Here is a 13303-nt window from a genome sequence, read left to right as displayed (position 1 = left end):
GGCTGGCTTGGCACGTTTGCTGACCGTGCGCCATGTATGATGCAACGCATATGCCCGAAGGGAGTCGCCCCATGAAAACCCAAGTCAAAGCCCTTGTCGTCGGCGGTGGTGCTGTTGGCACCTCGATCGCCTATCACCTTGCCAAGGCGGGTTGGGACGATGTGATGTTGCTGGAACGCGACGAGCTGACGTCGGGCTCGACCTGGCATGCGGCGGGGCTTCTGCCCCTGTTCAACATGTCCTACGCGACGACCCATATCCACGATTATTCCGTCAAGTTCTACAAGACTCTGGAGGAAGAAACCGGTCTGAACGCCGGTTTCGCCGTGGTGGGCAACCTGCGCATGGCGCAGACGCAGGAGCGTATGGACGAGTTCATGCTCTATGCCTCGACCGCCGAAACGGTGGGCATACCCTATGAATGGCTGACCCCGGACGAGATCAAGGCCCGCTGGCCGCTGATCGAAACCTCGGACCTGAAGGGCGCGCTGTATCACAATACCGACGGATATATTAACCCGGCCGACGTTACGCAGGCGATGGCCAAGGGCGCGCGCCAACGTGGGGTCGAGATCGTGCGCAAGATGCAGGCGGACGCGTTTCACTGGAACGGCACCCATTGGGACGTGACCTGCACCAAGATGGTGGAAAAGGGCGGCAACCTTGTGGCGTCGGACGAACAGGTGGTGATCACCGCCGAACATGTCGTGACCGCATCGGGCAACCACGCACAGCGCACCGCCAGGATGCTGGGCATCAAGATGCCCGCCATCCCGGTCGAGCACACGTTTATCGTAATGGATCAGGACCCCGAGCTGGTCAAATGGCGCGCAGCCGGCAACCCGGAGCACCCGGTTGTGCGCGACGCCGACAATGAATCCTATGCCCGCGAAGAACGTGGCGGCTGGATCCTTGGCATTTATGAACACGGCGCACCGGCACGGTTTGAATACGGTGTGCCAGACAGTTTCCGCGCGGACCTGTTCCCGCTTGATCTGGACCGGATCGCGGATCAATACATGGCGATGGCGGAACGCGTGCCGTCCTGCGCCGACAGCGGCCTGAAGGACGATTTCAACGGCCCGATCTGCTACACGCCCGATGGCAACCCGCTGGTCGGCCCGGCCCCCGGCCTGCGCAACATGTGGCTGGCGGAAGGGTTCAGTTTCGGCATCACGGCGGCAGGCGGCACCGGCTACTACCTTGCCCAGATGATGGTCGATGGCGAGGCCGAGATCGACATGGCGTCGCTGGACCCGAAACGTTATTCGCAAAGCTGGATGACGACCGAGTTTGCCGCGCGCAAGAACGAAGAATGCTATGAGCATGTCTATATCCTGCACCACCCCGACGAAGAGCGCCCGGCCTGTCGGCCCCTGCGCACCTCGCCCGCCTATGACCGGCAGAAGGAAAAAGGCGCGCAGTTCGGCTGGGTGAACGGGTGGGAACGCCCGAACTACTATGGCCCGCTGGATGCGCCCGAGAGCTTCGACCACGACGCCCGCAGCTTCCGCCGGGGCGGCTGGTGGCAATACGCGGTGGACGAAGCAAAGGCGATCCGCGAAGGGGTCGGCCTGATCGACGCCACCGCCTTCACCAAACACGTGATCAAAGGGCCGGGCGCGACTGCGTTTCTGGACTGGTTCACCTGCAACAAGCTGCCAAAGGTTGGTCGCATCAACCTGACCTATGCGCTGACGGATGCGGGCACCACGCGCACCGAATACACCATCGTGCGGATGAAAGAGCACGAATATTACCTCGTGTCGGCGGGTGCCTGGACGGAATATGACGCCGATTTCCTGCGCAAGGCCGCCGAGGATATGATGGAGGAATTCGGATACATCGAAATTCAGGACGTCACCACCCAATGGGGCGTGTTCGCCATCGCCGGTCCCAAGTCGCGCGATGTGTTGAACGAGGTGATCAAGGATGCCGATCCCGCCACCGCGCTGTCGAACAAACGGTTCCCGTGGCTGTCTGCGCGCCAGATCGAGCTGGGCATGTGCCCGGTGAACGCGATCCGCGTGGCCTATACAGGTGAATTGGGGTGGGAGCTTCATCACCCGATCGAGATGCAGAACTACCTGTGGGATCTGTTGATGCTGGCGGGCGAAAAGCACGGCATGAAACTGGTGGGCGCGCGGGCGCAAAACTGGCTTAGGCAGGAAAAATCCTATCGCGCCTTCGGCACGGAACTTGGCCGCGATGCCACCCCGCAAGAGGCCGACCTGCCGCGCTTCATCGACCTTGAAAAGGACTTCCACGGCAAAGAGGCAATGTTGGAAACCGGTATCCGGTCGAAATGCGTCACGCTTCTGATCGACGGGCCGGACGACGCCGACCCGTGGGGCCGCGAGGCGCTGTATGACGGGGATACCAAGGTGGGTCGCCTGACCTCGGGCGGCTATTCGGTCGCGTTCGGCAAATCCATTGGCATGGGCTATGTGCGCCCTGACCTGGCGGTGCCGGGCACCAAGCTGAAGGTCAAGATGTTTGACAGGCTCTGGGATGCCGAGATCACGGTCGACAGCCCCTATGATCCAAAGAACGAGACGATCCGCAAGGATGGGTGAGCGCACCACGACCCAAGAAAAGGCCCTGCGATTGCGGGGCCTTTTTCTTTGTGTCAGTTTTGATCAGGAGGATACGTCATGACAGAGAAGCTCAAAGGTTCCTGCCATTGTGGTGCCGTGACATTCGAAGTCGCCCGCCCGGAACACGTGGTTTCGTGCAATTGTTCGATTTGTAGAAGATACGCCACGTTATGGACCCATTGCCCACCCGTCGAAGGCGCGATTTTGACTGGTTCGGACCAAGTGACGCGTTACAGCTGGGGCGATCGCACGATAGAGTTTTGCGCCTGCAGGACCTGTGGATGCATCACCCACTGGGTGTCAGGGAAGGACGCGGATCAACAGCGGATGGCATTGAATTTGCGCATGCTTTCGCCGTCCGACCTGAATACGATTCCCGTTCGGCATTTCGATGGCGCTGACAGCTGGACCTATCTGGATTAACGGGCGATCAGGTGATTGTCCCACGCCCAACCCCCTTCGACGGGGATCAGAGTCTCGACCCCGCTGGCGCGATGGATCAAACCGCCGTCCCGGGTGATCATCAAACCGCCTTGCGGCGCGGGCGCAACGCCTGAGGCAGTGTCATGTTGGGTGGACCCGCGTGGCTGGCCCGTTGCGTCGAAATAGATCACGGTGCTGCCCTTCGGACCGGTAACGGCGATGTCTCCGGTCTGCGGACAAACGGCGACGGACCCGGCATAGGTTTTCAGACGTGACTGATCGGGGTGCGGCAGGAAGGTCGGGTCGTCACCTCGGCGGTGGCGCAGAACCAACGGCACCTCTTTCGCAGGTGCCCCCTGCCATTGCAGCGCCGCCGCCACCGCGCCGATGCCGTCCAGCGCGATATGGCGGATCGAGTTCTGATGCATCGCGCCGGTCAGTTCAACTTGATCCACAATCGCGCCTTCGACATTCAGATAGGTCAGATTGGTGCGCATGGTCGGCAGGTTCAGCTTGGCGCGCTCCATGTCCGGATGAGTCTGGATGCCGCCATTGGCAACGACGAATCCCCCATTCGGCAGGCGCAGGATGTCATGCGGGCCAATCCCTCCTGACGACACCTCGCCCACCCGACGAAAGCCGTCGGATGCGTCCCAGATGCCCAGCACCCCAGCGGGGGTGTCATAATCATTCTCGGTCGTGAGCAGGTGCTTGCCATCGGCCGAAAAAGCGCCATGGCCATAGAAGTGCCGTCCGGCGGGTGTCGTCAAACGCGCAAGTTCGCGGCCATCGGTGCAGTCAATGACCACGGCAAAACGACCCGGGCGGCGCGCAAAAGCGACCGCCTGCGCCATTTCCGGATGAATGGCTGCTGCGTGACCCCGGCTGGGAAGGGCGATCTGGAACACCACATCGCCGGCGCGTGTCAGCCCCACCAACCACGAGGTTTTGTCAGCCCGGTTTCCAGCCGTGATGAAATCAGGCGCCCCGGCGGCAGCCCAGGACCCTGTCGCCCATCCGCTCAGCCCAAGGCTGGCCGACGCCCCTGCAAGGAAATGGCGTCGCTTCATCCCGTCAATCTCCGTCCCCGGCGCTGAACCCGGCATCGACGCCAAGGCTTTCACCGATCTGCTGATCAAGGCGGGATTTCAGATGGTCCAGCATGGGTTGCAAAGCCTCGACCCGGATGCGCGTTTGCGGATCATCCAGCGCCTCGGACAGCGGCGCGCCGATGGCGTGGATACGCGCCTGAACATCCCGTGCGATCTGCACGATCTCGGCCCGTGTCGCGTCGGGCACCGCATCGGAAAAACCGTCGTCAACCATCGCGATCAAGCCGTCAAGCTGGGCAATCATGATGTCGTTGGTGAAGCCCGCCCGCCATGCTTCGGCCCGTGTGGGGAAGCTGCGCTCGTATGTGCCAAGGGCGCGTCCGATCCGGTGTTCGCGCAGGCGCAGGATCGAGAAATCCAGCGCCGTGAAGATCTGGCGCGTGAACTCCTGATGGGACAGATAGACCGGGTTGTCAGCCCCAGCATCCCGAACCAGATCGGCCCACCCTTCGGGGGCGAACCATCCGTCATGAAGGGCCGCGCCGATCCGGGCCAGGTTGCCCGACACGCCGATCAGCGCCGGGCAGGTTTGAACATCGTCAAACACCAAACGCTCCAGCGCCGGCAACCCCTGTGCGCCGGCACTGGCTGCCGCAACCGTTTCCGGATCCGCCTGTTCCTGTGCTGGTCGCTTCAACAATTCGGCAACGGCGCGTCCGACAAAGTTCTTCTTGTCGGGAAAGAAATTGACCGTCAGCGCGGCGGCCTGCGTTTCGATCGGGCCGAACTGATAGGCATCCAGCGGCGCCCAGGCAGTCCATGCTGCGGCAAGCGCCTGCGTCATCTGTTGCCGGTTGGCGGTGCCGTCGCAGAACGCCTGCGCGACTTGGGACAAGCGGGCGGTGTCATCACGAAAGGCGGCAAACTGATCATCCAGAACCACAAGCACCTGATCGGTCAGTGCGACATGATTGACGGCGGGATTGGTGGCGGTTTGCGGATCGGCCGCCCAGAGCATCCCGGGCAGCAGGCAGGCGGAGATGAGGGTGGCAAGGGTTCTCATAGCGACTCCAGAAATGCAATCAGCGCCGCACGATCTTCAACGTCCAGCAGGCGCACCTTTTCACGGGCGGCGGTGGCCTCGCCCCCGTGCCACATGATGGCCTCCAGCACCGTGCGTGCGCGTCCATCATGAAGAAAGCCCTTCCGCCCGCCAACCCGTTCCGTGCTGCCCAGGCCCCACAAAGGGGCTGTGCGCCATTCCCGGCCTGACGCCTGACCTTCCGGGCGGCGATCTGCCAATCCGTCCCCCATATCGTGCAAAAGCAGGTCGGAGTAAGGCCAGATCAGTTGGAACGAACGGGCGGGATCATCGGGCAGGCGATGGGTGACGAAGGTCGGGGTGTGGCAGGCGGCGCAACCAGCATCGTGAAACAGCGATTTGCCGCGCAGCACCTGTGGCGCCCGTGCCAATATGCGCACAGGCACCGCAAGGTTCGCGGCGTAAAAGGCCATCAGGTCCAGCGCCGTGTCGCCAAGCTCCTGATTGTCTTGCTGGGCAGAGTTGCCATTGCGCGCGGCCCGGCAGTCTGCCTGTTTCGGGGTGCAATCGCCATACTGGGCCGGGAACAGGGTGCTGGACAGGCCGATGTCGCCATGCGCCGCCTCGGCTGTTTGTTGACGAACGGTGGGGTTGCCCGCCTTGTGGCCGAACCGGCCCAGCATCCACTGATCGAACTCGCGCGACCAGGCACGGTTGGGGCGACCCGAGATGCCGTCATTGTCAGCGTCATCGGGGTCTGCATTCTTTAGAATGTCTGCTTCGGGGATGGCTTCAAGCAACCCAAGCCCGATCATCGGCGGGGCGACGCGGGGCGAGGTCAGGGTGCTATCATCAATGGGGCCGGAAGACGGGTTGGCAACAGAGTATGTCGGGACGCGCAGTTCGATCTTTGTCCCATCCGCAAAGCGTTTCACCTGCGGGGCGTAGGTGACGGAAAGCGACCCTTCGGCGGTCTGCCCGGAGGTCGCATGATCCTGTATCTGAAAGCCATATTGGGGGTCGGGGTGCGTCCTGCCGTCTGCTCCGATCTGCGACAGGCGCAGAACCAGACCGGGGGTGGCGTCGTCGGGATGTGCCGGGGGATAGCCCCGCCCGTTGTTCAGGTGGCAAGCCGAACAGGCGCGGGCATTGTAAAGCGGGCCAAGTCCGTCGGACGAGATGGTCGAGGCTGGGCCTTGCACCCAAAGTTTCTCAAACAGCGCCTCACCCAGCCTGAACTCCAGCTTCTGATCTGCCGTCAGCCCGATCGCAGGATCAGAGAATGGCACCCGTGCAGATGGGGACATCGAGGTGGCGGCGCCGGCTGGGCGTGCCTCATAGGCCGAAAGGGCGCGCGGATTGGCCCCCAGCGTGGAACGAATGCGGTCTTGTTCTGCCTGGGTGCGCGGGGCGGGTGACAGGTGCGGCTCGCCCCATGGCGGGGCGTCCTTGGCCTGTGCCATGTGGCAGCCGAACAGAATGAAGGCCAGAATTGCCGGCGCGCGCATCGCAAGCTCCTTGGAATTGCGCCCCGTTCTAATGCCGGATCAAGGTATCGTAAAGTGGTTCCGACAAAAATAGTCAGGAAATATCGGCGGATTACGTTTTGATATGCGTGCGCGCGAAAGCCTCGATCGCGTTGGCGGGGATCGCCCCGGCATGACGCGCGATTTCCTTGCCGTTCTGATACAGGATCAGGGCCGGAATGCCGCGTATGTTGTTCTTTACCGAAACGCTTGGATGATCCTGCGTGTTGATCTTGGCGAACCGCACGTCCGGCGCCATGCTCTGCGCGGCTTGCGCAAAGGCCGGGGCCATCATGCGGCAGGGGCCACACCAGGGCGCCCAGAAATCCACCAGAAGCGGCGTGTCGTCGTTTCGTGCGGCTTTCGACAGAGTGGCCGGATCCAACTCGCGCACCTTGCCATCGGACAGTTTCGCCCCACAGGTGCCGCATTTGGGGCCAGCGGTCAGCTTGTCGGTCGGGACACGATTTACGCTGCCACAATCAAGGCAGGTCATTTTGGCGGAAGAGGACATGGGGTGCTCCATTATATTCAATGGAGAGCATATGATGTTGACGCTGGTTTACGTCAAGGGGTCAGACGGTGCTCAGCAAGATACTCGTTTCGCTGTTGGTGATGCCTTCGACCATCCGCACATCGTGCAGGATGCGGTCGAAATGGGTCAGGTTGTCGGCCGTCAGTTGCGCCACCAGATCCCATTTTCCGTTAGTGGAATGCAGGCTGCGCAGTTCCGGCAGGCCGCGCAGGCGCTTAATAACTGCCGTGGCGGATTTGCCGGAGACCTCGATCATCATGATGGCGTGAACGCCATCCGGCCCGTGATCCTGCCGCGCGCGGATGGTGAAGCCCAACACCGCACCGGTGTCCAACAACCGATCGAGCCGCGCCTGCACCGTGGCGCGTGAGACACCAAGAATTTCTGCGAGTTTCGAGATCGGGGCGCGTCCGTCCTCGCGCAGAATGGCGATCAGGTTGCGGTCGAGGTCATCAAAGATATGCATAAGGTAGTGATAAGCAACCATATCAAAATGACAATACAATTTATAGATATTGTGCAATTTGCTCATTATTGGTGAAATCCTGCCTATGCTATGATCACGTGAGCACCCACACGCTGATGCGCTGCCATGACCAACCTTGACGCGATCCACACATGAAGGAGAGGCCCAATGACCAACATCCATCTGCTTGGTGCACCGATCGAGGAAGGCGCGGGTCGTCGCGGCTGCATCATGGGGCCAGCGGCCTATCGCACTGCCGGTCTGGCCGAGGAACTGGCGTCACTGGGGCACGAGGTGGTCGATCTGGGTGATGCGCAGCGCGACGAGGTCGACGCGCTTGAAACCGAATACACGCATCTGAAACTCCTGCCACAGGTTGCGGGCTGGGCGCGCAGTCTACACCGTCATGCCTATGATCTGGCGAAGCAGGATGTGCTGCCGATCTATCTGGGTGGGGATCATGCCTTGTCGATGGGCACCGTTACCGGCCATGTCGCCGCCGCTGCCGAACTGGGGCTCCCGCAATTCGTGCTGTGGCTGGACGCGCATTCCGATTTCAATGTTCCGGCCTCGTCCCCCAGCGGCAATATCCATGGCATGCCCGTGGCCTTCGCCTGCGGGTTGGACGGCTTTCCCGACATACTTGGCAAACCCTTGCCTGCACCGTTGGAATCGCGAAATGTCTGCATGATCGGTCTCAGGTCCGTGGACGGGATGGAGCGGGATTTGCTGCAAGCCTCGGACGCGCTTGCATATGACATGCGGGCGATTGACGAACACGGCATCGCCAAGCTACTGCTTCCGTTTCTGGATCAGGTCGCGGCGGCTGACGGGCTTTTGCATGTCAGCCTTGATGTGGATTTCATCGAACCCGACATTGCACCCGCTGTTGGCACCACGGTTCCCGGCGGCGCCACCTTCCGCGAAGCCCATCACATCATGGAGATGCTGCACGACAGCGGCCTTGTCACTTCGCTTGATCTGGTCGAACTGAACCCGTTTCTGGATGACCGCGGCCGCACCGCGCGCCTGATGGTGGATCTGACCGCCAGCCTGTTTGGCCGTCGCGTGCTGGACCGCCGCACCCAAAGCTATTGATCTTCGAAAGGACGCCCAATGCCGCCTCTGCCCTCTGAACTTGCTTATGTGCCCTTCGTGTCGGTCGAACACATGATGGGACTTGTCCACCATATCGGCATCGAGAACGTGCTGATCGATCTTGCCGACGAAATCGAAGCCGATTTCAAACGGTGGGAGCTGTTTGACAAAACCCCCCGCGTCGCCAGCCATTCTGACGTTGGGGTGATCGAGCTTATGCCGACGTCGGACGGTGAGATGTATGGATTCAAATACGTGAACGGCCACCCGAAGAACACCAAGGAAGGGCTGCAGACCGTCACCGCGTTTGGCCTTTTGGCCGATGTGAACTCGGGCTATCCCAAACTTCTCAGCGAAATGACCGTGTTGACCGCGCTGCGCACCGCTGCCACCAGCGCAATGGTTGCCAAACATCTGGCGCCCAAGGGGTCGAAGACGATGGCGATGATCGGCAATGGCGCACAGTCTGAATTTCAGTGTCTGGCCTTCAAGGCGATTTGCGGGATCGACACGGTGCGCCTCTACGACATCGACCCCGCCGCGACCGAGAAATGCGCGCGCAACCTGCAAGGGACGGGATTGACCGTCGTACCCTGCAAGACCGGCGAGGAAAGCATGGAGGGCGCGCAGATCATCACCACCTGCACCGCCGACAAGCAATATGCAACCATCCTGACTGACAACATGATCGGCGAGGGGGTGCATATCAACGCCATCGGAGGTGACTGCCCCGGCAAGACCGAACTGCACCGTGACATCCTTCTGCGGTCGAAAATCTTTGTCGAGTATCCTGAACAAACATGGGTGGAAGGCGAGATCCAGCAATTGGACAAGGACCACCCGATCACCGAGATGTGGCAGGTGATCACCGGGCAAGCGCCGGGGCGAACGGACGCCAAACAGATCACCCTGTTTGACAGCGTGGGCTTCGCGATCGAGGATTTTTCCGCCCTACGCTACATCTCGAAAGCGATTGAGGGGACAGAGTTTTTCACCCAGCTTGATATGTTGGCAGACCCTGATGATCCGCGTGATCTGTTCGGGATGCTGGAGCGGTCAAAGGGATAAGAAACGTTGGTCTATCCGTGTTTGCACGGACAGCGCCCGAACCGCCCCCGCGGGGCGGGCGCTACCCGCCCACCCCTCGGCTCGGGCGATCGCAATGTGGGCAGAACAGTCAAGGCAAAATCAAAACGGGCGGTGAATTGCTTCACCGCCCGTTCTCATTCGTTAAACGCCACTTAGCTTTCGTCGGTGTAATCCGTCAGCGGCGGGCAGGTGCAGACCAGATGCCGGTCGCCATAGGCGTTGTCCACCCGGTTCACCGGCGACCAGTATTTGTCGACCCGGAAGCTGCCCGCCGGGAAGCATCCCTGCTCGCGGGTATAGGGGCGGTCCCATTCCCCAACGAGGTCCACATAGGTGTGGGGCGCGTTCTTCAGCGGGTTGTTTTCCGGATCAATCTTGCCCTCCTCGATCTCGCGAATTTCCTCGCGGATGGCGAGCATCGCATCGCAGAAACGATCCAGTTCGGCCTTGGTTTCGGACTCGGTGGGTTCGATCATAAGCGTGCCGGCCACCGGCCAGCTCATCGTCGGGGCGTGGAAGCCGTTGTCGATCAGACGTTTGGCAATGTCGTCCACGGTCACGCCCGCGCTGTCGGCATAGGGGCGGGTGTCGATGATGCATTCATGCGCCACGCGACCGTTTTTGCCCGTAAACAACACGTCGAACGCCCCTTTCAGGCGGGTGGCGATATAGTTGCCGTTCAGGATCGCCACCTTGGTTGCCTGCGTCAGCCCGTCACCGCCCATCATCAGCACGTAAGCCCAGCTGATCGGCAGGATCGAGCCTGATCCGAACGGGGCTGCGGACACAGCGCCCTCTTCCCCGACAAGCCCGTTGCCCGGCAGATGCGGTGCAAGGTGGGCTTTCACACCGATCGGACCCATGCCGGGGCCGCCCCCGCCATGTGGAATGGCGAAGGTTTTGTGCAGGTTCAGGTGACTGACATCCCCGCCGATTTCGCCGGGTTTCGACAAGCCAACCATCGCGTTCAGGTTCGCCCCGTCGATATAGACCTGCCCACCGTGGTCATGGGTGATCTGGCAAACCTCGCGCACGGTTTCCTCGAACACGCCGTGGGTGGATGGATAGGTGATCATGCACGCGGCCAGCTTGTCGCCCGCCGCTTCGGCTTTCGCGCGGAAATCATCAAGGTCGATGTCCCCGTTCGGGGCCGATTTCACCACGACCACATCCATTCCGACCATATGCGCCGAAGCAGGGTTCGTGCCATGCGCAGAAATCGGGATCAGGCAGACATTGCGATCACCCTGGCCCTGCGCCTTGTGATAGGCCTGAATGGTCAGAAGCCCCGCATATTCGCCCTGCGCGCCCGAGTTTGGTTGCATCGACATATCGTCATAGCCGGTGATCAGGCACAGCTTCTGTTTCAGATCCTCGATCATCTCAGCATAGCCTTCGACCTGATTTTCCGGCGCCATCGGGTGGATATAGGCGAACTCGCGCCATGTGACAGGCATCATTTCGGCAGCGGCGTTCAGCTTCATGGTGCAGGACCCAAGCGGGATCATGGCGCGGTCCAGCGCCAGGTCGCGATCCGCCAGACGACGCATATAGCGCATCATCTCGGTCTCGGCCCGGTTCATGTGGAAGACGGGGTGGGTCAGGTATTCCGAGGTCCGCAGGCTTGCATCCGGCAGGCGATATTCGTTGTCGCTGTCGTCATAGCTGCGGGTGATGCCGAAGGCACGCCAGACCCCTTCGATCACGGCGGGGCGGGTGGCTTCATCCAGCGTGATGCCGACATATTCAGTGTCGACCGGGCGCAGGTTGATGCCTTCCTCACGTGCCGATTTAAGGACCGTGTTCTGAAGCGCGCCCACATGGACGGTGATTGTGTCAAAGAAGTGTTTCGAGGTGATGGTGAAGCCCGCATCCTCGAGCCCCTTGGCAAGTCTCACGGTTTTCAGGTGCACGTCCTGCGCGATCGCTTTCAGGCCTTCGGGGCCGTGGAAAACCGCATAAAAGCCCGCCATCACGGCCAGAAGCGCCTGCGCGGTGCAGACGTTCGAGGTCGCCTTTTCGCGCCGGATATGCTGTTCGCGGGTTTGCAGCGACAGGCGATAGGCCTGATTGCCGCGCGTATCAATCGACACGCCGATCAGGCGACCCGGCATGGCGCGTTTGTGCTTGTCAGCGGTCGCCATATAGGCGGCGTGCGGGCCGCCAAAGCCCATCGGCACGCCAAACCGCTGCGACGAGCCGACAGCGATGTCAGCCCCCATTGCGCCCGGCTCTTTCAGCACGGTCAGCGCCAGCGGGTCGGCAGATACGATACCAACGGCTTTCGCGTCGTGCAGCGCCGCAATCTGATCGGTGAAATCGCACACGCGACCATAGGTGCCGGGGTATTGGAAGATCGCGCCGAACACCTCATCGGCCACCAGATCCTCTTCGGGGTCGCCGATCACGATCTCGATCCCCAGTGGTTCGGCGCGGGTTTTCATAACGGCGATGTTCTGTGGGTGACAGGCTTCGTCCACGAAGAACTTCATCGCCTTCGACTTGGCGATGCGCTGACCCATGGTCATCGCCTCGGCGCAGGCCGTCGCTTCATCCAGAAGCGAGGCATTCGCGATCTCAAGCCCGGTCAGGTCCGATACCATCGTCTGGAAGTTCAACAGCGCCTCAAGCCTGCCCTGTGATATCTCGGGCTGATAGGGTGTGTAGGCGGTGTACCAGGCGGGGTTCTCCAGAATGTTGCGTTGAATTGCCGGGGGCGTCACCGTCCCGTGATAGCCCTGACCCAACAAGGACCGCATGACCTTGTTGCGTGCCGCCGTGTACCGCATCTTGTGCAGCGCCTCGCGTTCCGACAACGCCGGGCCCCAGTCCAAAGGTTCCTTCTGGCGAATGCTTTTCGGCATGGTCTGGTCGATCAACTCGTCCAGATCCTTCACGCCGATGGTCTTGAACATCTCGTCCATCTCGGTGGGCGAGGGGCCGATATGGCGGCGGTTGGCGAAATCATAGGGTTTGTAACCGGTGGGCGTGAACGACATTGCGTTTCTCCGTACGGGGGGCAGGCATATGGGGATGGCAAGGGCCGTGTTGGCCCCTGACCCTGTGTTTGATGGCGCGTGGCCTGTGGATCAGCCGATGAATTTCTTGTAACCGGCTTCGTCCATGTAATCATCCAACGGGCTGGTGTCGGACGCCTTGATCTTGAAGAACCACGCTTCGCCTTCGGCGTCTTCGTTGACCTTGGTGGGTTCATCGACGATGGCTTCGTTCACCTCGGTAATCTCGCCGTCCAGCGGGCTGAGGATATCGGACGCGGCCTTGACGCTTTCGATCACGACGATTTCGTCATCCTTGGAGACGGTGTCGCCGACTTCGGGCAGTTCGACAAAGACAACGTCGCCAAGTTGCTCGGCGGCGTGGGTGGTGATGCCCACCACGTAGACGCCGTCTTCTTCGCGCAGCCATTCGTGTTCTTCGGTGTATTTCATATTGTGTCTCCTGCTGGAAATATGGG

General features: G+C 61.2%; 11 protein-coding genes. 4 read left to right on the top strand and 7 right to left on the bottom strand.

The features are described from left to right. Positions 1–71: 71 nt before the first annotated feature. A complete protein-coding gene (locus IE188_RS10505) occupies positions 72–2576 on the top strand; it encodes a GcvT family protein (RefSeq protein WP_191286450.1) in 2505 nt (834 codons plus the stop codon). Between the two features lie 78 nt (positions 2577–2654). After that, entirely contained in the window at positions 2655–3020 is a 366-nt protein-coding gene (locus IE188_RS10500) for a GFA family protein (protein ID WP_191286449.1), read from the top strand. On the opposite strand, the gene IE188_RS10495 is transcribed toward IE188_RS10500, so the two are convergent. The 5 genes from IE188_RS10495 to IE188_RS10475 form a co-directional block, all read right to left on the bottom strand. Beyond that, complete coding sequence (locus IE188_RS10495) at positions 3017–4090, bottom strand: DUF1513 domain-containing protein (RefSeq protein ID WP_191286448.1); 1074 nt, start codon at positions 4088–4090, stop codon at positions 3017–3019. The genes IE188_RS10500 and IE188_RS10495 overlap by 4 nt on opposite strands. Positions 4091–4094: 4 nt before the next feature. Continuing rightward, positions 4095–5135: an imelysin family protein gene (locus tag IE188_RS10490; RefSeq protein ID WP_191286447.1), complete on the bottom strand. Its 1041-nt coding sequence runs from the start codon at positions 5133–5135 to the stop codon at positions 4095–4097. Next, positions 5132–6622: a di-heme oxidoreductase family protein gene (locus IE188_RS10485; protein ID WP_191286446.1), complete on the bottom strand. Its 1491-nt coding sequence runs from the start codon at positions 6620–6622 to the stop codon at positions 5132–5134. Before IE188_RS10485 ends, IE188_RS10490 begins: the two co-directional genes overlap by 4 nt. A 91-nt stretch (positions 6623–6713) precedes the next feature. Beyond that, the gene (trxC, locus tag IE188_RS10480) at positions 6714–7154 is read right to left on the bottom strand and encodes a thioredoxin TrxC (protein ID WP_191286445.1); all 441 of its coding nucleotides are present in this window, start codon (positions 7152–7154) and stop codon (positions 6714–6716) included. Positions 7155–7215: 61 nt separating this feature from the next. Continuing rightward, a complete protein-coding gene (locus IE188_RS10475; protein WP_229836728.1) occupies positions 7216–7707 on the bottom strand; it encodes an Lrp/AsnC family transcriptional regulator in 492 nt (163 codons plus the stop codon). Between the two features lie 102 nt (positions 7708–7809). Between IE188_RS10475 and rocF the strand changes: the two genes are divergently transcribed. After that, positions 7810–8739: an arginase gene (gene rocF, locus IE188_RS10470; protein WP_191286444.1), complete on the top strand. Its 930-nt coding sequence runs from the start codon at positions 7810–7812 to the stop codon at positions 8737–8739. A gap of 18 nt (positions 8740–8757) precedes the next feature. Continuing rightward, positions 8758–9807: an ornithine cyclodeaminase gene (locus tag IE188_RS10465; protein ID WP_191286443.1), complete on the top strand. Its 1050-nt coding sequence runs from the start codon at positions 8758–8760 to the stop codon at positions 9805–9807. Positions 9808–9980: 173 nt separating this feature from the next. Here the strand turns inward: IE188_RS10465 and gcvP are convergent, their stop codons facing one another. Together gcvP and gcvH are read right to left on the bottom strand one after the other, a co-directional pair. Then, positions 9981–12827: an aminomethyl-transferring glycine dehydrogenase gene (gcvP, locus tag IE188_RS10460; protein WP_191286442.1), complete on the bottom strand. Its 2847-nt coding sequence runs from the start codon at positions 12825–12827 to the stop codon at positions 9981–9983. 90 nt (positions 12828–12917) lie between these two features. Continuing rightward, positions 12918–13277, bottom strand: a complete 360-nt coding sequence (gene gcvH, locus IE188_RS10455) for a glycine cleavage system protein GcvH (RefSeq protein WP_191286441.1) — start codon at positions 13275–13277, stop codon at positions 12918–12920. Positions 13278–13303 lie beyond the last annotated feature (26 nt).

Origin of the sequence: Aliiroseovarius zhejiangensis (assembly GCF_014656375.1) — a bacterium.
GTDB lineage: Bacteria > Pseudomonadota > Alphaproteobacteria > Rhodobacterales > Rhodobacteraceae > Aliiroseovarius > Aliiroseovarius zhejiangensis.
This window is presented reverse-complemented; position numbering and strand designations above follow the sequence as displayed.

Coding starts and splice junctions, on each gene's coding strand:
- IE188_RS10475 (WP_229836728.1), bottom strand. CDS start 7,707: ATGAGCAAATTGCACAATATCTATAAATTGTATTGTCATTTTGATATG.
- gcvH (WP_191286441.1), bottom strand. CDS start 13,277: ATGAAATACACCGAAGAACACGAATGGCTGCGCGAAGAAGACGGCGTC.
- rocF (WP_191286444.1), top strand. CDS start 7,810: ATGACCAACATCCATCTGCTTGGTGCACCGATCGAGGAAGGCGCGGGT.
- IE188_RS10485 (WP_191286446.1), bottom strand. CDS start 6,622: ATGCGCGCGCCGGCAATTCTGGCCTTCATTCTGTTCGGCTGCCACATG.
- gcvP (WP_191286442.1), bottom strand. CDS start 12,827: ATGTCGTTCACGCCCACCGGTTACAAACCCTATGATTTCGCCAACCGC.
- IE188_RS10490 (WP_191286447.1), bottom strand. CDS start 5,135: ATGAGAACCCTTGCCACCCTCATCTCCGCCTGCCTGCTGCCCGGGATG.
- IE188_RS10505 (WP_191286450.1), top strand. CDS start 72: ATGAAAACCCAAGTCAAAGCCCTTGTCGTCGGCGGTGGTGCTGTTGGC.
- IE188_RS10495 (WP_191286448.1), bottom strand. CDS start 4,090: ATGAAGCGACGCCATTTCCTTGCAGGGGCGTCGGCCAGCCTTGGGCTG.
- trxC (WP_191286445.1), bottom strand. CDS start 7,154: ATGTCCTCTTCCGCCAAAATGACCTGCCTTGATTGTGGCAGCGTAAAT.
- IE188_RS10500 (WP_191286449.1), top strand. CDS start 2,655: ATGACAGAGAAGCTCAAAGGTTCCTGCCATTGTGGTGCCGTGACATTC.
- IE188_RS10465 (WP_191286443.1), top strand. CDS start 8,758: ATGCCGCCTCTGCCCTCTGAACTTGCTTATGTGCCCTTCGTGTCGGTC.